Annotated in this window: 19 protein-coding genes; 7 read left to right on the top strand and 12 right to left on the bottom strand. The window is 73.0% G+C overall.

What is annotated here, in order from left to right; translation table 11 throughout:
* Nucleotides 1–17 precede the first annotated feature (17 nt).
* Genes ACIOD2_RS43805 through ACIOD2_RS43850 form a run of 10 tightly spaced genes read right to left on the bottom strand, consistent with a single transcriptional unit; the run spans nt 18 to nt 9421 of the window.
* Nucleotides 18–1187 carry a M20 family metallopeptidase gene (locus ACIOD2_RS43805; RefSeq protein WP_400551431.1) on the bottom strand — a complete coding sequence of 390 codons (1170 nt, stop codon included), beginning with the start codon at nt 1185–1187 and terminating at the stop codon, nt 18–20.
* Nucleotides 1184–2170, bottom strand: coding sequence for a ketopantoate reductase family protein (locus ACIOD2_RS43810; protein ID WP_400551433.1), 987 nt, complete (start codon nt 2168–2170; stop codon nt 1184–1186). The genes ACIOD2_RS43805 and ACIOD2_RS43810 overlap by 4 nt, the downstream gene beginning before the upstream one ends.
* Entirely contained in the window at nt 2163–2942 is a 780-nt protein-coding gene (locus tag ACIOD2_RS43815; protein ID WP_400551435.1) for an SDR family NAD(P)-dependent oxidoreductase, read from the bottom strand. The genes ACIOD2_RS43810 and ACIOD2_RS43815 overlap by 8 nt, the downstream gene beginning before the upstream one ends.
* Nucleotides 2942–4234: an MFS transporter gene (locus tag ACIOD2_RS43820; RefSeq protein ID WP_400551436.1), complete on the bottom strand. Its 1293-nt coding sequence runs from the start codon at nt 4232–4234 to the stop codon at nt 2942–2944. Before ACIOD2_RS43820 ends, ACIOD2_RS43815 begins: the two co-directional genes overlap by 1 nt.
* A complete protein-coding gene (locus tag ACIOD2_RS43825) occupies nt 4231–5118 on the bottom strand; it encodes a polysaccharide deacetylase (RefSeq protein ID WP_400551438.1) in 888 nt (295 codons plus the stop codon). The genes ACIOD2_RS43820 and ACIOD2_RS43825 overlap by 4 nt, the downstream gene beginning before the upstream one ends.
* Nucleotides 5115–6122 (bottom strand): Lrp/AsnC family transcriptional regulator, encoded by a 1008-nt coding sequence (locus ACIOD2_RS43830; protein ID WP_400551440.1) that lies wholly within the window; start codon nt 6120–6122, stop codon nt 5115–5117. Before ACIOD2_RS43830 ends, ACIOD2_RS43825 begins: the two co-directional genes overlap by 4 nt.
* Nucleotides 6123–6180: 58 nt before the next feature.
* On the bottom strand, nt 6181–6684 hold the full coding sequence (locus ACIOD2_RS43835) for a carbonic anhydrase (protein ID WP_400551441.1): 504 nt from the start codon (nt 6682–6684) through the stop codon (nt 6181–6183).
* A gap of 55 nt (nt 6685–6739) precedes the next feature.
* On the bottom strand, nt 6740–7438 hold the full coding sequence (locus ACIOD2_RS43840; RefSeq protein ID WP_400551443.1) for an SDR family oxidoreductase: 699 nt from the start codon (nt 7436–7438) through the stop codon (nt 6740–6742).
* 25 nt (nt 7439–7463) lie between these two features.
* Nucleotides 7464–8690, bottom strand: coding sequence for an MFS transporter (locus ACIOD2_RS43845; RefSeq protein WP_400551445.1), 1227 nt, complete (start codon nt 8688–8690; stop codon nt 7464–7466).
* Nucleotides 8687–9421, bottom strand: coding sequence for a hypothetical protein (locus ACIOD2_RS43850; protein WP_400551447.1), 735 nt, complete (start codon nt 9419–9421; stop codon nt 8687–8689). Before ACIOD2_RS43850 ends, ACIOD2_RS43845 begins: the two co-directional genes overlap by 4 nt.
* Nucleotides 9422–9494: 73 nt before the next feature.
* Between ACIOD2_RS43850 and ACIOD2_RS43855 the strand changes: the two genes are divergently transcribed.
* Nucleotides 9495–10145, top strand: a complete 651-nt coding sequence (locus ACIOD2_RS43855) for a winged helix-turn-helix transcriptional regulator (RefSeq protein ID WP_400551449.1) — start codon at nt 9495–9497, stop codon at nt 10143–10145.
* A gap of 4 nt (nt 10146–10149) precedes the next feature.
* On the opposite strand, the gene ACIOD2_RS43860 is transcribed toward ACIOD2_RS43855, so the two are convergent.
* On the bottom strand, nt 10150–11109 hold the full coding sequence (locus tag ACIOD2_RS43860) for an ArsR/SmtB family transcription factor (protein WP_400551451.1): 960 nt from the start codon (nt 11107–11109) through the stop codon (nt 10150–10152).
* A 646-nt stretch (nt 11110–11755) separates the two neighbouring features.
* On the opposite strand from ACIOD2_RS43860, the gene ACIOD2_RS43865 reads away from it, so the two are divergent.
* Nucleotides 11756–12331, top strand: coding sequence for a hypothetical protein (locus ACIOD2_RS43865; protein WP_400551453.1), 576 nt, complete (start codon nt 11756–11758; stop codon nt 12329–12331).
* A 127-nt stretch (nt 12332–12458) separates the two neighbouring features.
* Nucleotides 12459–13115 carry a GntR family transcriptional regulator gene (locus ACIOD2_RS43870; RefSeq protein WP_400551454.1) on the top strand — a complete coding sequence of 219 codons (657 nt, stop codon included), beginning with the start codon at nt 12459–12461 and terminating at the stop codon, nt 13113–13115.
* A 4-nt stretch (nt 13116–13119) separates the two neighbouring features.
* Here ACIOD2_RS43870 and mftR read toward each other — a convergent pair whose 3' ends face one another.
* Nucleotides 13120–13749: a mycofactocin system transcriptional regulator gene (gene mftR / locus ACIOD2_RS43875; RefSeq protein ID WP_400551456.1), complete on the bottom strand. Its 630-nt coding sequence runs from the start codon at nt 13747–13749 to the stop codon at nt 13120–13122.
* Between the two features lie 92 nt (nt 13750–13841).
* On the opposite strand from mftR, the gene mftE reads away from it, so the two are divergent.
* The 4 genes from mftE (at nt 13842) to mftD (ending at nt 18199) form a co-directional block, all read left to right on the top strand.
* Nucleotides 13842–14531, top strand: coding sequence for a mycofactocin biosynthesis peptidyl-dipeptidase MftE (mftE, locus tag ACIOD2_RS43880; RefSeq protein WP_400551458.1), 690 nt, complete (start codon nt 13842–13844; stop codon nt 14529–14531).
* A gap of 283 nt (nt 14532–14814) precedes the next feature.
* The gene (locus tag ACIOD2_RS43885) at nt 14815–15600 is read left to right on the top strand and encodes a mycofactocin-coupled SDR family oxidoreductase (RefSeq protein ID WP_400551461.1); all 786 of its coding nucleotides are present in this window, start codon (nt 14815–14817) and stop codon (nt 15598–15600) included.
* On the top strand, nt 15597–17027 hold the full coding sequence (gene mftF / locus ACIOD2_RS43890) for a mycofactocin biosynthesis glycosyltransferase MftF (RefSeq protein ID WP_400551463.1): 1431 nt from the start codon (nt 15597–15599) through the stop codon (nt 17025–17027). Before ACIOD2_RS43885 ends, mftF begins: the two co-directional genes overlap by 4 nt.
* The gene (gene mftD / locus ACIOD2_RS43895) at nt 17024–18199 is read left to right on the top strand and encodes a pre-mycofactocin synthase MftD (protein WP_400551464.1); all 1176 of its coding nucleotides are present in this window, start codon (nt 17024–17026) and stop codon (nt 18197–18199) included. Before mftF ends, mftD begins: the two co-directional genes overlap by 4 nt.
* Nucleotides 18200–18407 lie beyond the last annotated feature (208 nt).

Below are 18407 nucleotides of genomic sequence, written 5' to 3' on the forward strand. Positions count from 1 at the left end.
CTGCCCGCGGGGGAAGCCTATTCCGCCTTACCGCCTGGTGCCAACGGCTTTCCCGCGAGTCGGTGCAGCACCGCGGCCGCCAGCGCCGTGCGCTCCAGCATCCCTGCCACGCTGATGTGCTCGTGCCGTGCGTGCGCGCCGTCACCGACCGCGCCGAAGCCGTCCAGTACCGGGTGGCCCAGCGCCGCCACGAAGTTGCCGTCGCTGGCCCCGCCCACCGAGCACTCCTCCAACGTCACGCCCAGCTCGGCCGCCGAAGACCGGGCCAAGCCGTACAACTCGGCGATCGCGTCCGAACGTTCCATCACCGGGCGGTTCCAGCCGCCCTCCACGGTGACCGTCGCCCGCGGGTCGTGGGCCGTCAGGGCGGCCAGGCCCGCGTCGATGCGGGCTGCCTCGGCCGAGCTTGACACGCGGACGTCGATGTCGCCCGATGCCGCTCCCGCGATCACGTTCTGCCTGGTCCCGCCCGTGATGACGCCGACGTTGACCGTCGTGCCGGCGGCCGGGTCGGACAGGCCGTGCAGGGCCAGGATCGCGCGGGCCAGCTCGTCGATCGCGCTCGCGCCCTTGGTCGGATCGAGCCCGGCGTGGGACTCGACGCCGGTGGCGCGCACGCGGAACAGGCCCACGCCCTTGCGTGCGGTCTTCACCGCGCCGGCCGCGCTCGCCTCGAACACCAGGGTCGCGCTCGTGCCCGTCGCGGCTTCCTCGATCACCGGGCGGGACGCCGGGCTGCCGATCTCCTCGTCGCCGTTCAGGACCAGCCGGACGGCCGGGCGGGGGAGGCCGGCCGCGTCCAGCGCGCGCAGTGCCCACACCGCGTGGACCAGGCCCGACTTCATGTCGAAGATCCCCGGGCCGGTCGCGCGGTCGCCGTCCACGGTGAACGGCCAGCCGGAGAGGGTGCCGAGCGGCCACACCGTGTCGTAGTGGGCCAGGATCAGGACCGGCGGGCCGGCGCCGGCGAAGTCGTAGACCTTGATGTCGCCGTGCACGCCGCCGTCGACGTCGCGCACCGACGCGGGCGCGCCCAGGCGTTCGCGCAGCCAGCCGTCCACCCAGGACAGTCCGCGTGCGAGGCATTCCTTGTCGTCACTGGGGGTTTCGATGCCGACGTACGCGGCGACGTCGGCCAGCAGCTCGTCGCGGTGCGCCCGCACCCACTCGTGCAACTCCCGGATCACAGGCTTCGCTCCAGTTCGCTCAGGTGATCTTCCGACATCGCCGCGGCGCCGGACTCGACGTCCCGCAGCCGCGCCAGCATCGCCCACAGCAACGGTACGTCCGCTTCCGCCAGTACGGGCGCGTAGTGGTGGTACACCTCGACCGGCCGGTGCCGGACGGCGATGTCGCGCCAGATGCCGCTGCGGTCCTTCGGCTGGGTCCGCAGCCACGCGACCAGCCGGTCGGTCGCCTCCTCGCGCCCGGACGCGCCGGGCAGGTAGGCCGCCGGGTCGAACTGGTCGAACGCCTCCAGCGTCCGGTCGCCGGCAGCCGTGAGCACCTCGGCGGTGAGCGCGTGCATCAGCGGGCGGTGCCGGTCGATCAGGTCGGCCATCGGCGCGTCGGCCAGCGCCGTCGTCGTCAGCATCGCGCCGAAGCCGAGCTTCGCCCACAGGTAGCCCTCGACGTTCGCCGTCGCCTTGGCCGGGCCCCAGGCCTGCAGGTCGGCGACGACCTCCTTGACGCGGTCGCTGATCCGCCCGTCCGGCTCGCCGACGACCAGCGCGCCCTGGCCGCCGTCCCGCACCACGCCGGGTTCGGCGACGTCGGCGAACAGGTTCACGAACGCGCCGACCGTCCGTTCCGCGCCGACGTAGGACGCGATCAGCGCCTCGTTCAGCCCGTTCTGCAGGGAGACGACGAACCCGTCGCGCGCGAGCCGCGGCTCCAGCCACTGCAGCACGGTCTCGGTCGCCTGGGCCTTGACGGCGAGCAGCACGCGGCCCAGCACCGGGGGAGCGGCGTCCGGCACGAAGGCGGGCAGGTCGACCGTCTCGTCGCCACCGGGGCGGCGCAGGGTGAGGCCACGGTCCGTGATCGCGGCCACGTGCGCGGCGTCCGTGTCCACAATGGACACGGCGTGGCCCGCGCGGGCGAGGTGGAAGGCGAGCGTGCCGCCGATCGCGCCGCCGCCGACCACGGTGTACGAACGCCGGTCAGGCATGTGCTTCCTCTCCGTTTTGGACGGCGGTGCCGCCGGCCCAGTGCAGGGGCAGCCCCGCCGCGCCCGCGGTGGAGCCGCCGTCGACGCGCAGGATCGCGCCGGTGATCCAGCCCGCCTCGGGTCCGGCGAGCCAGAACACGGCGTCGGCGATCTCGCGGGGTTCCCCGCGACGGCCGAGCGGGTTCACCGACACCGCCGCCGCGTACTCCTCGGTGACCGGGTTCGCGTCGCTGTCCACGGTGACGAAGCCGGGGCTGACGGCGTTAACGCGAATGCCGAGCCCGCCCAGCTCGACCGCGCACGCCTTGGTCAGCATCTCCAGCGCGGCCTTCGACGTCGCGTAGTGCGCCGCACCCGGCCGCGCACGGGTCGCCGCGCCGGAGGAGATGTTGACCACGGCGCCGGGCCGCCCGGCGCGTCCGAACGCGACAGTCGTCAGCAGCGCGGCGCGCACGTTCACGTCCTGGACCCGGTCCCACGTCGCCGCCGTCATCTCCAGCAGCGGTGTGGCGGGGTAGATGCCCGCGGCGTTGACCAGGACGTCCACCGCGCCCGCCCGAGTCACGAGCTGGGACGCGTGGTCCGCGTCCGCGAGATCCCCGGGCAGTTCGACGACCTCGACGCCGTGGTCCGCGCGCAGCCGTCCGGCCACTGTGGACAGTTCGACGAGGCGCAGGTCGGCCAGCACTAACCGATCGCCGGCGGCGGCGAACCGGTCGGCGATCGCGGCGCCGATCCCCCCGCCGGCGCCGGTGACGAGCACGTTGCGCACTACAGCTCCTTCCCCTTCGTCTCGGGCATCGTGAGGTACACCGCGACGCCGACCACGGCGGCGGCCGCGACGTAGACCCACACCAGGTTGCCGAGGTGGTTCGCGTTGAGCCAGGTCGTGACGTACGGCGCGGTCCCGCCGAAGATCGCCACGGCCAGTGCGTACGGCAGCCCGATCCCGGTGGTGCGCACCTCGGCCGGGAACTGCTCGGCCATGATCACCGCGCAGTTGGCGGAGTACCCGACGATCAGCACGAGCCCGATCAGCTCGATGACGAACACGCTCCAGAACCCGTTAGACAGGAAGTGGAACGCGGGCCAGGCGAACACCACGAACCCGGCGGCGAACGCCGTCATCGTCGGCTTGCGCCCGAGCCGGTCCGACAGCAGGCCGCCGAACGGCAGCAGCACGATGAACACGACCATGGCGAGCGTGTTGGCCAGCAGCGCCGTCTTGAGCGGGATGCCGGTCGACAGGTGCGCGTAGGTCGGCATGTACGTGACCCACACGTAGTAGATCAGCGTTCCCGCGATGGTCACGCCGGCGACGCGCAGCGCGGCACCCGGGTGGTCGCGGACCATCGCGACCACCGGGTTGCGCCGCCGCGGCTGCGCGGCGACCTTGGTGAACGCCTCCGTCTCGTGCACCGACTGACGCAGCCACAGGCCGACGAGACCGAGCAGCCCGGCGACGCCGAACGCGAGCCGCCAGCCCCAGCCGTGCAGGTCGGCGTCGGACAGCGTCGAGTTGAGGATGGTGCCCATCAACGCCGCGAGCAGCGAGCCGAGGCCGACCGAGACCTGCTGCCAGGACCCGGCGAACGCGCGCCGCCCGGCGGCGGCCGACTCGATGAGGAACGCCGACGACGAGCCGAACTCGCCGCCCGCGGAGAAGCCCTGCACCAGCCGGGCCAGCAGCAGCACGAGCGGCGCCAGCACGCCGATCTGGGTGTACGTCGGGCACAGCGCGATCACGATCGACGCCCCGGCCATCAGCGAGATGGTGAGCGTGAGGCCCTTCTTGCGGCCGCGACGGTCGGCGTACGCGCCGAGCACCGCGCCGCCGATGGGCCGCATGACGAACCCGACCGCGAACACGGCCAAAGTGGACAGCAGCGCCGCGGTGTCGTTGCCCCCGGCGAAGAACTGGCCGGCGAACACCGGGGCGAACGTCGCGTAGACGGCCCAGTCGACCCATTCCACGGTGTTGCCGACGGCGCCCGCGACGATCGCCTTGCGTTGGTTCGCGGTCAGCCGGTGGGAGACGTCCGAAGTGGACGAGACGGTGGTCATGGCCGCTCCCCGAGGACGTGGCCGACGACCTGGGCGTGCGTGGCGAACCAGACACCGTCGTGGCCGCTGATGTGGTCGAGCAGCTCGGTGAGGATCGCGATCCGCGAGCGGTGCCCGATGATGTGCGGGTGCATGGTGAGCTGGAACAGGCCGCCGTCGGCGTAGGCCGCGTCGAACTCGTCACGCCAGATCGAGAGCACCCCGCGCGGGGGTGTGTAGGGCCGCAGCGACGCGAAGCGGTCCATCATGAAATACGGCGCGTCGTCGCGAATCCACTCCACCGGCAGTTCGACGACGCCGGTGGGCTCGCCGTGCTCGAGCAGCTCGTAGCAGTCATCGTCGGCCATCAGCGACGAGTCGTACTCGAGCCCGAGTTCGCGGGTGATCGCCAGGGTGTGCGCGGAGAAGTCCCACGACGGCGTCCGGATGCCGACCGGCCGGGTGCCCGCGAGCCGCTCCAGGACGTCGGCCGCGCGGAAGGCCAGGTCGCGCTCTTCGGTCTCGGACAACGCCGTGTTGCGTTCGTGGATCCAGCCGTGTAGCGCAACTTCGTGCCCATTGTCCACATAGGACTTGACTTCGCCGTCGTGCAGGAGTGCCGACACGGCGGGCACGAAGAAGGACGACGGTGCGGAGTAGCGTTCGAGCAACCGCAGCAGCCGCGGCACACCGACGCGGGCGCCGTACTCACCCTGGGCCATCTTGCCGGGCAGCACGTCGCCGTCGCGCAGCGCGGGCGTCTCGTGGTCGGAGTCGAACGACAGCGCCACGGCGACCTTCGCGCCGCCGGGCCACGACTCGGGACGCAGCGAGCGTCCCGCCCGGACGTGCTCGACGTGCCCGCGCCACGTCTTTTCGTCCCACAGCCAGGGTTGTTCGGTCATGCGTCCTCCAAGCTGGCGGCGGGGGTCGGGGCCCACGCGCGCTTGAGCGTCGAAACCTGCAGGGTCACGTCGGCCTCCCGGAGCCCGGGCAGCGCGCCGACGACGTCGGTGGTGTGGCGGTAAAGCTCGCCGTAGTGGCGCAAAACGATCTGGCCCACCAGGTTGAACCGGCCGGTGGTGGCCGAGAGGTACTTGGTGCCGGGGTGCGCGGCGAGCTGCTGCCCGGCGCGGTCGAGCTCGCCGGGGACGACCGAAAGCCAGAGCATGAACTCCAGCGCGTACCCGAACATCGCGGGCTCGGCCAGGGTGCGGAAGCGCAGGCAGCCCCGGCGCACGAGGGAGTCGACCCGGCGGGCCACAGTGGACTCGCTGGTGCCGACCTGCCGTGAAACCTCCTTGAACGGCAGCCGGCCGTCCTCGCCGAGGGCCGCGCAGATGGCCAGGTCCAGCTCGTCGAGCTGCTCGGGCGGGCGCTCCCAGTGCTGCTCCTCGAACGGCCGCACGTCACCGCCGCGCAGGTCGGCGGCGGCTTCCGGGCTCAGCTCGCCGGAGTCCCAGTCGTGGTTGGAGGTGAAGGTGCGCATCACCGCGAACGTCTCGACGTCGTGGACGTCGCCGGCGGCCGGGAACCCGGCACGCTGCAGCCGCGCGATGTCGCCGTAGGAGGGCAGCACGAACTCGGCCGAGCAGTCGGCGCTGCCGGCCAGCACGGTCGCGTACCGCACCTCGGGCCGCGCGGCGAGCGCTTCGGCGACCCCGGCCGCCGTCCCGGGCCGGCACCGCAGCCGGGCGAGCACGGGCACGCCGAGCCCGCACCGCAGCACGTCGAGCACCGCGATCACCCGCAGCTGCCGGGTCTCGGTGAGCTGCGCGGCGCGGCGCAGCACGGTGGATTCGCTCGCGCCCACGTGCCGCGCGACGGCACCCCAGGAGGCCCGCCCGTTCAGCTGCAGGGCACCGACGATGCGCCGGTCCAGCTCGGTCGTCTTGACTTCGTTCTGCACAGAACGCATCCTGCGTGCAGGAAAACGTCAAGTCAAGGGGTCCGGATGCAAGAAAGCCTCAGATGACCGGCTGGACCAGCCCGGTGGTGACGTCGTAGACGAGGCCGGACACGTGGATGCCCGCAAGCCGGGTTTCCCCGCGCAGCACGGCGACGTCGTGGGTGACGGCCGCCCGCGGATCGCCGACGGAGACGCCCGGAAGGTCCCGCTCGTCGAGCCCGAAGTACGGGGCGAGCAGCTCGGGCCGGTCCTGGATCAGGGTGATGCCGCACTGGGTGTGGTGCAGGACGACGACCTCCCACCCGGCGCCGATGTCCCCGCCCGCGCCGCGCGCCACCTGGCGGAGCAGCACCAGCTCCTCCAGCAGGTGCGGGGTGACGCGCCCGCCGACGTTGCGCAGCACCACGAGCTGCCCCTGCTCGGCGCCGAGGACGACGGCCGGGTCGACCCGCGGGTCGAGACAGCCGATGACGATCGTGGTGCGGCTCGGCCGCATGGTGAGGTCGCCGCGGAAGCGGGTCGCGGCGAACTTCCGGTTGCCGTCGAGAAGAGCGTCCAGCACGAGATTCCTTCCGGAAGCCGGGGCGGGCCCGGTGCGAACACCGGGCCCGCGGGGATCAGGCGAGAGCGGGGTAGAGGGCCGTGACGGGCTGGGAGATCCCGGCGTGCACCTTCCTGGTCATCTCGTCGGTCAGCACCTCGAGCTCGCCCGCTTCGAGGGCGTCGAAGACGGCGGCGACGACGTCGGCCGGCTTGTTCATCCCGGCCCGGTCGCTGCCCGGCTGCATCGGCGTGTCGGTCGGGCCGGGGTAGGCGCCGAGCACCTGGACGCCGTCGGGTGCCAGTTCGAGCCGCAGCGCGTTCGTCGCCATCCACAGGCCCGCCTTCGAGACGCTGTGCGCCTTCCCGACGGCGAACCAGCTGAGCACCGAACCGACGTTGACCAGCGCGCCCTTGGCCGAGCGGAGCGCGGGCGCGAACGCACGGGTCAGCCGGATCGGGCCCATCAGGTTGGTCTCGAGGTTCGCCGTGATGTCGCCGAGCGGCGCGGTCAGCAGGTCACCGCGCGGGAAGATCGCCGCGTTGTTCACCAGGATCGTGGTGTCGCCGGCCAGCTCCGCGGCCCGGTCGATGGACGCCGGGTCGGTCACGTCCAGCCGCACTGGCACAACACGCTTGTCGTCCCAGTCCTGGGTGGACCGTGCCGCGGCGTACACGCGGCGGGCGCCGCGGTCGAGGGCGGTCTTGACGAACTCGGTGCCGAGCCCGCCGTTGGCGCCCGTCACGAAGACGGTCGCGTCCTTCAGGGATGTCATCTTCTTTTCCTTTCTGGGGAAGGTTCTAGGCCCTGCGGGTGGTGGCGACCACGCCGGCCAGGGCAGCGATCGCGAGGACGACGCCGAAGCCCGCCGCCACGGCCCTCACGCCGACCACGTCGACGAACAGGCCCGCGACGATCGCGGAGAGGCCCATCGCGAGGTAGGCGACGAGGTAGATCGCGGCGAACAGCCCGGCGCGTTCGTGCGGTTTCACCTCGGGCACGAGCCCGCGGGTGGTGCCGGCGAACGACGCGCCGAGGCCCGCGCCGCCGAGCACTGCGGCGGCCCAGACGAGCGGCAGCGCCCCGGCACCGACGCTCCCGACGAACAGGACCGCGCCGATCGTCATCGCGCCGGATCCGAGCACCCGCAGGCGGTGCGGGCGCACGGCACCGGTCACCGCGGAGACCACGGTCCCGGCGCCGAACGTGACGAACGCGGCCAGCGCGCCGACGAGCGGGTTCTTCACGGCGAACACCGACGCCAGCACGATCGGGACCAGGCCGAGGAACAGCGCCATGGTCATGAACGCGCTGATCGTCCCCGGCAGCGTCGACACGAAGAGCGTGCGCACCTGGGCCGGCACGGAAACCCGCGGGACGAGGGAGGCGAGCGCGCCCGGCTTGCGGGTGGACGTCTCCGGCGTGAACGCCGTGAAGAGCGTCCCGAGCGCCATGACCACCACGAGGACGAGCCACACCGCGAAAGCGGCGCCGGAGACGAACTGGGCGAGCAGGCCGGCGAAGAGTGCGCCAATGCCGAGGCCCGCCAGTGGCGCCATACCGGTCATGAGCGCGCCCAGCTTCTTGTGCCGCTCGGGCGCCAGTTCGACGACGGCCGCGCTGAGCGTGCTCGACGCCGCGCCGGTGGCGATGCCCTGGATGACGCGGGCGACGATCAGCCAGCCGATCGAAGGCGAGAAGAGGAACACCAGCATCGCGACCAGCTCGAGCCCGAGCGCGCCGATCATCAGCGGCCGCCGTCCGATGTGGTCGGACAGCGACCCGATCACGAGGATCGCGACCAGCAACGCGAGCGCGTAGACGCCGAACGCTAGCGTCAGGAGCCAAGGGGCGAAGCCCCACTCCTTCTCGTAGATCGGCAGCAGCGGGGTCGGTGCGCCGGCGGCGACGAGGATCGCCACCATCGCCGCGGAGACGCCCGCGAAGCCGGTGGCGCGGGACACGCGGGGAAAGCGCTTCCTGGTGCCGGGCTCGCTGTGGGGAAGGGTTTTCTCTCGGACGCTCACGGGAGCGCTCCTTCGCTGGTGGTGGTCACGGAGTGGAGGTCGAGGGTGATGAGGGGCCCGCCGGAGGTGGTGCCGTCCGGTTCCCGGCGCACCATGTACCGCCGGGTCGGGAACGTGAACCCGTCGAACGTGCGGTAGCCGCCGGTGTAGTGGGCCGTCAACGGGTTCCCGAGGATGTCGGGGCTGTAGTCGTGCCGGCGCAGCAGGTGGTCGTCGGCTCCGAAGTAGAGGGTCTGCACGCGGTTGTGGGTCGTGACGGTGCCGGGGAACTCGACGCGCAGCCGTCGCCAGGTCTCGCCGTTTTCCCGCCACGGCTCGATTTCGGCGGTTCCGACGCCGTCCCAGGCCAGCAGGAACGGGATGGTCAGGTAGGTCCAGAACGCGTAGCCGGCGAAGTACGCAGCTTGCAGCTCGTCCCAGAGCCGGCCCGGCGGGTGACCGTCGAACGCCCGCCGGGGTTCGTCCCGGGCGGCGAGCACGGTGCCGCCGGCGTCGAGGATCTCGACCCGGCCGGGGGTGTACCGGGCGCGGCGGTCCGGCGCCCCGAACGGCCGGAACTCCACACGCTGCGCGTGCGGGTCGAGGGTTCCGCCCGTGTCCGCCAGGAAGTCCGGGCGGGGCCAGGGGAGGATCCCGGCCGCCGAGGCGGTGAATCCCAGCCGTGTGAGCTGCCGCCACCGGGCCGGCCCGCCGTGGGCGTCGTGCACGAGTTCGAGGAGTTCCGCCGTCATGACAGCCAACATAACCACGGCGCTTCATTATTGCAAGTAAGCTTCGTTGGATGAAGTTTGCTACATTAGACGCGTGAAGCGACGTGAGTTCGGCCAGTACTGCGGTCTCGCCCGGGCACTGGAGCTGGTGGGGGAGCGCTGGGCGCTGCTGATCGTCCGCGACCTCTCGGTGCGCCCGCGCCGCTACACCGACCTGCTCGAAGGACTGCCGGGCATCCCCACGAACGTGCTGTCCACCCGGCTCAAGGAGCTCGAGCAGGCGGGCATCGTCGAGCGCCAGGTCGCGCCCGCGCCGGAGCGCGGGGTGCGCTACACCCTGACCGCCGCCGGCCACGAGCTCGAACCGGCCGTCCTCGCCCTCGGCCGCTGGGGCGCCACCCAGCTGGGCGACCCGCGGCCGGGTGAGATCGTCACCCCGGAGTCGGTGACCATGACCCTGCGGGCGGTGTTCGACGAGGCGGCCGCGGCGGGGCTCACCGCGTCCTGGGAGATCCGTGCCCCCGGCATGGTCGTGTACGCCGTCGTCACCGACGGCAAGCTCGACGCCGGCCCCGGCCCGGCCCCCGGTGCCGCCGACCTCGTGCTGACCGTTCCGGTGGTCGACGAGCTGCCGTCCTACCGGAACCTCATGCAGGCCATCAAGTGCGGCCTGGTCGAGCTGGCGGGGCGGCGCGAGCTGCTGGACACCTTCACCCGCGTGTTCCCCCCGCCGCGGTACGCGTAAGGGGTCAGCTCGCGCGGATCACGCCCAGCCCCAGCGGCGTGATCTCGTGGATCTGCGACTTGCCGACCCGCGCGCTGGTGATCAGCCCGCTGGCCCGCAGGATCGACGCGTGCTGGCTCGCCGTGGCCAGCGAGATGTCCGTCAGCTCCGCGAGCTCGCTCGTGTTGCAACGGGTGATCGCCACCGTCATGAGGACACGGGCGCGGGTCTGGCCGAGCAGCGCGGCCAGCGACGGGCCGGGTTCGGCGTCGCTGTCCAGGCTCGTGTGGCCGATCGAGTAGACGAGCACCGGCGGCAGCCCGGGGTCCTTGTACGCCGTCGGCATGCCGTGGGCGAAGAACGTCGGGAGCAGGCGCAGCCCGCGGCCGCCGAGGTGGAGCGTCTGCTCGACCGGGAAACGCACCCGCAGCACCGGCGGGCTCCACGTGATGTCCGGGTGCAGGGTCGAGAGCAGCAGCTGGGGCCCGCCGCGGTCGAGGCTCGACTGCAGCCGGCGGCGGTCGCGGGCCACGGTGCGGCGGATCGCCGGCCAGTCGGGGGCGAGGCACTGCCGGTAGTAGTCGTGCAGGGCCGTGCCCAGCCGGCGCAGCTCGCGCGTGTCACCGTCGCCGACACGGCGCAGCCACGGCGGGACGCGGGTGCCCTGCGCGGCGAGCTCGGCGACGTCGGCGGCCAGGATCCGCTGCGGGGTTTCGAGCACCGCCGCGATCCCGTCGCCGACCGTGCCGGCGCCGGGCGGGGTGAGGAAGTCCGGGCAGTACCCGTACGGCGGGACGGCCGTCATGAGCAGCCGCCCCGACTCGGGGACCGCGGAGCGTGACCCCCGCCGCCACCGGCCGAAGAAGGGCTCGCCCTCGGGTCGCCGGATCCGGTAGCTGCTCATCAGCAGCTCCCACATCGGGTCGGCGTCCTCGGCGATGGTCAGCTTCGCCAGGTCCGCGTCCGTGAAGTGAATTTCCAACATGCCGGGCGCACCCCTTTCGAAGGGAGAGTAGCGCTGGTCGGAGCCGGTTTCGGCGGGGGAGGCCGGGGTTGTACGTCACACGACGTTTCGGCCAGGTGCGAAACGTTTTCGAGCCGGTTGCCCCGCTCGCCCGCCGCTGGCACGTTCTGCTGGGCGGGACGGCCCGCAGCCGGCTGGGGGACGGCTGCGGGCACGTCCCGTGACCGGGGGACGGCGGGGCCGCGTGACGCGTGATGACGGGCCGTGACGGCGGCCGGCCCGCGACGCGCTCTAGTTCCGCCTGCTCCAGGCAGCGACCATCTTCTCCTGGCGACGGTGCAGATCGGCGCCGCCCCGGGCCGCCCATGGGGGAGCCCTCCGCGCGGCGGGTGACCAGGAGGTCGTGCGGTGGGTAGTCGTTGCCGCTGTCGGCCACGTCGAAGCCGGCGGCCGTGAGGATCCTGCGGAGCGTGTCCCGCATCGCCTCGGCGATCGCGGTGTTCTGCCGGGCGAACGCGGCGTACCCGGCGCCCTCGCCGAGCGGGTCGTCGGCCCAGGCGTTCTGCGCGGCGTCCAGCTGGTGGCCAGCACGTTCAGCCGGGAGCGCGTTTCCCGATCGTTTCCGGAGGACACCCGCCGATCCTGGCGCATCTGGGATCCTGGTGGCATGGCCCAGCCCGGCGACGACGATCCGGCCGTCCGCACGCAGATCCTGCTCGCCGAGTACGGCGCCCTCCGCACCGAGGTCGAGCGGCGCGCGACCGTGCAGTGGAACGTGTTCGCCCTGCAGCTGGCCTCCGCCGGCGCGATCGCCAGCGTTGCGATCTCCACGGCGAACTTCGCGCTGGTGCTGCTCATCCCGTTCGCCTCGTACCTGCTCGGCAGCCGGTACCTGCTGCACGACTTCCACATCAAGCTGATCCGGCGTTACCTGTGCGAGTCGCTGGCCGAGCGGTTGGCCGGCCACGTTCGGTGGGAGTCGTGGCGCACCTCGGCGCTGGCAGCGCCGGCCACGCGCGGCTGGTTCAGCGTCACCGGCTGGAACTTCGCGCACCCGACCCGGCTGGCGTTCGAGGGGGTCGGCTTCCTCGGCCTCGCCGCCGCGGCGCTGTCCGCGGGTTACCGCTGGTGGCGGCAGCCGGCGCCGTGGCCGTTGATCGCGGGCTTCGTGCTGGGCTGGCTGTTGGGCCTGACCGTCGTCGTCATGCTGGACCGGGCGTTCCGGGGCGCGTCGGATCTTTGACGGCTCAGCCGAGCCAGTGCGCCCTCGGCAGGGCCGGACGCCGTGGTTCGGTGGCGTACTGGCGTACTGGCGGAATCGGCGGGGCGGACGATGTTAACTTGGGGACAATCCTGGAGGAGGGACAGCGATGAGCGAACCCGGCCGGGTGGTGCCCGCGCGGCGCCGGGGGCTGGCCGACGAGGTCGCCGACCGGATCCGGGACGCCATCTTCGACGGGGCCTACCCGCCCGGCAGCCAGCTGCGCGAGGTCGAGCTGTCCGCCGCGCTCGGGGTCAGCCGCGGGCCGGTGCGGGAAGCTCTGCTGCGGCTCGAGCGGGAAGGCTTGGCGCGCAGTGAATGGCACCGCGGCGCCACCGTGACGAGCCTGTCGGACCAGGACGTCGCCGAGCTGGACACGCTGCGCGCGGCCCTCGAACAGCTCGCCGTCGCTCTGGTGATCGACCGCGCTCCGGAAGAGGGGCTCGCGGACGTCGACGCGGCCGTCGCCCGGATGGCGCGCGCGGCGGGCGAGCACGAGATGGTGCGCTGCGACATCGACTTCCACGACGCCGTGTACGCGGCCGCGGGCCACCGGCGTCTCCTGGAGGCGTGGCAGGCCATCCGCTCCCAGGTGCACCTGTTCCTGCTGACGCGTGTCGGCGTCGAGGCCGACGGTTACCTCGCCGCGATCCCGGAGGAGCACCGGCAGCTGGCCGCCGCGCTACGCGCCGGTGAGCGCGAGGCGGCGCTGGAGCTGTTCGCCACCCACCGCCGGCAAGCGTTCGACATCCTCACCGGCAAGTGACCCCTCAGCTTTCCGGCGACGGTTCGGCCGTGAGCGCGGCGTCGGCGAATCCCGCGGTCAGGGCCCGCAGGGCCGCGTCCAGGTAGACGGTCAGGTCGGCGTCGGCCCGGGCCGACCAGCGTTCGTAGGCCGCGCGGCACGCCGCCAGCACCGCCCGGCCCACGGCCAGCGGGTACAGCGAGTCCGCGGGCTGGCCGGTGCGCGCGCCGACGTAGGCGCTGACCGCGCGTTCCCACGCGTCGTAGTGGATCGTCGCGCTCGCGGCCAGCTCGGGCACCGAGCTGAGCAGGCTCATCCGCATCCGCAGCTCGGGGACGTCCTCGGCGCGGTAGTGGTTCGCGGCCAGCACCGCCTCGCGGACGGCGTCCATCACGGGCAGGTCCGCGGGCGCGTCGGCGAGCAGCTTGCGGATCGTCCCGACCTCGTTGTCGAACTCGTTCCACAGGACGTCGGACTTGGCGTCGTAGTACCGGAAGAACGTGCGGCGGCTGACCCCGGCGGTCGCGGCGATCTCGTCGACGGTCGTCTCGTGGAACCCCCGTTCGGTGAACAGGCGCAGGGCGATGACCTCCAGCTCACGGGCGCTGGTGCCCGGCGGACGGCCGCGGCGGGCGACGGGGGTCTGTTCGGTCATCCGAGTGCGGTTCCTTCGTGAGACTTGTTTCTGACACCGCGTGACATTACTCTGCCTGATATTCGTCACAGGGTGCCGAAAAGGAGCTGGTGATGCGACTCGCGGAATTGTCCTCGCCGGACGTCGCCGAGCGCGCGGCGGCCGGGGCGATCCTCGCGGTCCCGGTCGGCGCGACCGAGCAGCACGGCCCGCACCTGCCGCTGACCACCGACACGGACATCGCTTCGGCCCTGTGCGCCGGACTCGCCGCGGCCCGCCCGGATGTGCTGGTGGCGCCCCCGGTGGCGTACGGCTCCAGCGGCGAGCACGCGGGCTTCGCCGGGACGCTGTCGATCGGCCAGGAGACGACCGAGCTGCTGCTGGTGGAGCTGGGCCGCTCGGCCGCGGAGACGTTCAGCTGCCTGCTGTTCGTCTCGGCCCACGGCGGCAACACGGCTCCGGTCGCGCGGGCGGTCGCCCGGCTGCGGGCCGAGTCGCGTGACGTCGAGGTGTTCCAGCCGCGCTGGCCGGGAGATCCGCACGCCGGACGGCCGGAAACGGCCCTGCAGCTGGCGTTGCGGCCGGACGCGGTGCGGATGGACCGCGCGGAGCCGGGGGACCGGCGGCCGCTGGGGGAGGTGCTGCCGCTGTTGCGCGAGGGCGGCGTCCGCGCGGTGACGGCGACCGGAGTACTGGGCGACCCGACTTCGGCGACGGCGGAAGAAGGCCGGGAGCTGCTGGCGCGCCTGACCGAAGCCTTGGTGTCCCATGTGGACGCCTGGCACCCGGCGGTGGTCGCATGACTGCCGGTGTCCCCGGTGGACCAGCCGCGCGGCGTGCTACTGCACGGGAGGACCGCTGCCCGGCTGCTGCTGCCACGCGGGCGCGGGTGGCTGGATTCCCGGCGCCCGGTGGTGGCGCGATGACGGCGACTGCTCTTGCCCTCGGTCCACACTTCGCGCGCGCTGGATTCCCGGCGCCCGGTGGTGGCGCGATCGCCGAGCAGGAATGGCGTGGCGCTGTCACCGTCCTGCGCTCCGTGTGCACATCCGAACTGTCCCTTGTGGACACCACGGCGGTGGTCGCATGAGCATCCGCACCGCCCTCGTCACCGGCGCGGCTCGCGGGATCGGCGCCGCGACCGTTCTTCGCCTAGCCGAGCAGGGCTACGCCGTCCTCGCCGTCGACGTCACCGCTGACGATCCGGCCCTCCCGTACCCCCTGGGCACCGCCGCCGAACTGTCCACTGTGGTCGAAAAGGCGGGCGAGAACACCGCGGCATTCGTCGCCGACGTCCGCGACCCCGCAGCCATGACCGCCGCCGTCGCCGAGGCCGAGCGGCGCTGGGGTGGGCTCGACGTCGCGATCGCCGCCGCGGGCGTGATCGCCGGGGGAGTGCCGCTTTGGGAGGTCCCGGAAGAGCAGGAAAAGGCCGTCCTTGAAGTCAACTTGAATGGCGTCCTCCACCTCGCCCGGGCCGCCGTGCCCGCACTGCTTCGCCGGACCGAACCACGCGATGGGCGGTTTCTCGCCGTGGCCTCGGCCGCCGCGACGCGCGGCCTGCCGATGCTCGCCGCCTACTGCGCCGCCAAGGCCGGGGTCGCCGGGCTCATTCGCGCGCTCGGCGCCGAACTGGGCCGCAGCGGTGTCACCGCCAACGCCGTCAGCCCCGGCTCGACCGACACCCCGATCCTCGCCGAGAGCGCCCGGCTCTACGACCTGCCCGAGGCGGCCGCGTTCGCCGAGCAGCAACCCGCCGGACGGCTTCTCGACCCGGCGGAAGTCGCCGCCGTGCTGGCGTTCCTCGCCGGCGCTGACAGCGGCGGGATGACCGGCGCGGTCGTGCCGGTGGACGGAGGACTGTCCCTGTGACGCCGTTGCCGCCCGGGTTCCGCATCGCGCTGGACCAGGACACCCGCGAACTCTCCGACGGCCTCTGGTTCGGCGGCTCCCCGGCCCGCGTGCTGCGCCTGACCGAGGCGGGACGCAAAGCCTGGCAGGAGCTCGGCGACGGCCCGGTCACCTCCACCGCCACGGGCGCGCTCGCCCGGCGGCTCACCGACGCCGGTCTCGCGCACCCCGTGCCCCCGGAGCCCGAAGCGCCCGCGGACGTCACCGTCGTCGTCCCGGTCCGCGACCGCGCTGAGCTGCTCGACCGCTGCTTGGCCGGGCTCGACGGGAAGCATCCTGTCCTGGTCGTCGACGACGGGTCGGACGACGCCGCCGCGATCGCGGCCGTGGCCGCCGCGCACGGCGCGAAGCTCGTCCGCCGGGACGTCAACGGCGGCCCCGGCGCCGCGCGCAACACCGCGCTGGACCACGTCGGCACCGAGCTGATCGCCTTCCTGGACAGCGACTGCGTTCCCACAGCGGGCTGGGTCGACCGGCTCACGACGCACTTCGCCGACCCGCTGCTCGCCGCCGTCGCGCCCCGCGTGCGCGCACTGGCGCCGGACAGCTGGGCCGGCCGGTACACCCGCGCCGCGGGCAGCCTCGACCTCGGCGACCGGCCTGCGCGCGTTGCGCCCGGCACACGGACGTCGTACGTGCCGACCGCCGCGCTCGTCGTCCGCCGCAGCGCCTTGACGTCGGTCGCGATCGACGGCTCGGTCTTCGACCCGCGGCTGCGGGTCGGCGAGGACGTCGACCTCGTCTGGCGGCTGCACGAGGCCGGGTTCCGGGTCCGCTACGCCCCGGACGTCGCCGTCGACCACCACGAGCCGGAGACCTGGCGCGCCCTGCTCGGGCGCCGGGCCCGCTACGGCACGTCCGCCGCGCCACTGGCGTTGCGGCACCCGAAAGCGCTGGCGCCCTTGGGTTTGCACCCCTGGCCCGCGCTGACCGCCGGTGCGCTGCTGGCCCGCCGTCCGGTGCTCGCCGCGCTGGCGTTCGGCGGCTCGGTGGGCAGCATGCGCAAGCTCCTGCACGCCCACGACGTCCCGGACGCCGGGGTCGTGCGCGCGATGGCCACCGCCGTCCGGCAGACCTGGCTCGGCTGCGGCCGCTACGGCACCCAGTTCGCGGCCCCGCTCCTGGTCGCGCTGCTGGTCCCCGGCGGACGGCGGCGCTGGGGCCGCCGCGCCGCCGTCGCCTCGCTGCTGCTGGGCCCGCCGCTGACCGCGTGGGCGGGGCGGCGGCCGGAGCTGGATCCCGTCCGCTACACCGCGGCCGCGATCGCCGACGACATCGCCTACGGCACCGGCGTCTGGGCCGGGTGCCTGGCGCACCGCACCACGGTGCCGGTGCGCCCGGCGCTCGTCCGGCGCCCGCTCAAGATCGACCCGAAGGGACAACGATGACCTGGTTCGAATCGGTCGCCGAAGCGCAGCGACGCGCGAAGAAGCGTCTCCCCGGCTCCGTCTACTCGGCCCTGATCGCCGGTTCCGAAAAGGGCCTGACGCTGGCCGACAACGTCGCCGCGTTCGACGAGCTCGGGTTCGCGCCGCGCACGGCCGGCCACTTCGGCGAGCGCGACCTGAGCACGCACGTGCTCGGCCGCGACGTCGCGCTGCCGGTGCTGATCTCCCCGACCGGGGTGCAGGCGGTGCACCCGGACGGCGAGGTCGCCGTGGCCCGGGCCGCCGCCGCGCGCGGGACGTCGATGGGGCTCAGCTCGTTCGGCAGCAAGCCGATCGAGGAGGTCGTCGCGGCCAACCCGAACACGTACTTCCAGGTCTACTGGACGGGCAGCCGCGAGGACATCCAGCGCCGCCTCGAGCGCGCCCGCGCCGCCGGGGCCGTCGGCATCATCCTGACGCTGGACTGGTCGTTCTCGCACAGCCGCGACTGGGGCAGCCCGCACATCCCCGAACGGCTGACCTTCCGCGAGCTGCTGCGGTTCGCGCCGGAAGGCCTGACCCACCCGCGCTGGCTGATGGACTACGTGCGCACGCGCGCCCTGCCGGACCTCGGCGTCCCGAACATGGCCTCGCCCGGCGAACCGTCACCGACGTTCTTCGGCGCCTACGGCCAGTGGATGCAGACGCCGCCGCCGTCGTGGGAGGACGTGGCCTGGCTGCGGGCGCGGTGGGACGGCCCGTTCCTGCTCAAGGGCGTCATCCGGGTCGACGAGGCCCGCCGCGCGGTGGACGCCGGCGTCAGCGCGATCTCGGTGTCCAACCACGGTGGCAACAACCTCGACGGCACCCCGGCGACCATCCGCGCCCTCCCGGCCATCGCCGAGGCCGTCGGCGACCGGGTGGAGATCCTGCTGGACGGCGGCATCCGCCGCGGCAGCGACGTCGTCAAGGCCCTGGCACTGGGCGCGCGCGCCGTGCTGGTCGGCCGCGCGTACCTGTGGGGCCTGGCCGCGGCCGGCCAGACGGGCGTGGAGAACGTCCTGGACGTGCTCCGCAACGGCATCGACTCGACGCTGCTGGCACTGGGGAAGCGGAGCGTGGGCGAACTGAGCCGTTCGGACGTGCTCGTGCCGTCGGGTTTCGAGGCCGACCTGGGCGTCGCCGTCGGCTGAGCGACGTCCCGACGTCCGGGTCTTTGGTCGAATAGGGTGAAGTGCGAACCGTTCGATTGAAGTGCTTGCGTCGAATGCGTGTCTGAGCGTTACCCTGCACAGGGCACCGCTCCGCGGTGTCCTGGGAGTTCCCGACGCGGGAAAGCCGCTGGCTCCGGCAAGCCGCACGACTTCCCCGCATCTCCTTATGCCCGCTGAAGGACGAGGT

This window comes from Amycolatopsis sp. NPDC088138 (assembly GCF_044741685.1).
Taxonomy (GTDB): Bacteria; Actinomycetota; Actinomycetes; order Mycobacteriales; family Pseudonocardiaceae; genus Amycolatopsis.

What these genes read in the sequence shown, in the direction of transcription:
- ACIOD2_RS43870 (WP_400551454.1), top strand. Translation starts at nt 12,459, where the DNA reads ATGAGCGAACCCGGCCGGGTGGTGCCCGCGCGGCGCCGGGGGCTGGCC.
- ACIOD2_RS43885 (WP_400551461.1), top strand. Translation starts at nt 14,815, where the DNA reads ATGAGCATCCGCACCGCCCTCGTCACCGGCGCGGCTCGCGGGATCGGC.
- mftE (WP_400551458.1), top strand. Translation starts at nt 13,842, where the DNA reads ATGCGACTCGCGGAATTGTCCTCGCCGGACGTCGCCGAGCGCGCGGCG.
- ACIOD2_RS43840 (WP_400551443.1), bottom strand. Translation starts at nt 7,438, where the DNA reads ATGACATCCCTGAAGGACGCGACCGTCTTCGTGACGGGCGCCAACGGC.
- ACIOD2_RS43860 (WP_400551451.1), bottom strand. Translation starts at nt 11,109, where the DNA reads ATGTTGGAAATTCACTTCACGGACGCGGACCTGGCGAAGCTGACCATC.
- ACIOD2_RS43820 (WP_400551436.1), bottom strand. Translation starts at nt 4,234, where the DNA reads ATGACCACCGTCTCGTCCACTTCGGACGTCTCCCACCGGCTGACCGCG.
- ACIOD2_RS43810 (WP_400551433.1), bottom strand. Translation starts at nt 2,170, where the DNA reads ATGCCTGACCGGCGTTCGTACACCGTGGTCGGCGGCGGCGCGATCGGC.
- ACIOD2_RS43825 (WP_400551438.1), bottom strand. Translation starts at nt 5,118, where the DNA reads ATGACCGAACAACCCTGGCTGTGGGACGAAAAGACGTGGCGCGGGCAC.
- ACIOD2_RS43865 (WP_400551453.1), top strand. Translation starts at nt 11,756, where the DNA reads ATGGCCCAGCCCGGCGACGACGATCCGGCCGTCCGCACGCAGATCCTG.
- mftR (WP_400551456.1), bottom strand. Translation starts at nt 13,749, where the DNA reads ATGACCGAACAGACCCCCGTCGCCCGCCGCGGCCGTCCGCCGGGCACC.
- ACIOD2_RS43850 (WP_400551447.1), bottom strand. Translation starts at nt 9,421, where the DNA reads ATGACGGCGGAACTCCTCGAACTCGTGCACGACGCCCACGGCGGGCCG.
- mftD (WP_400551464.1), top strand. Translation starts at nt 17,024, where the DNA reads ATGACCTGGTTCGAATCGGTCGCCGAAGCGCAGCGACGCGCGAAGAAG.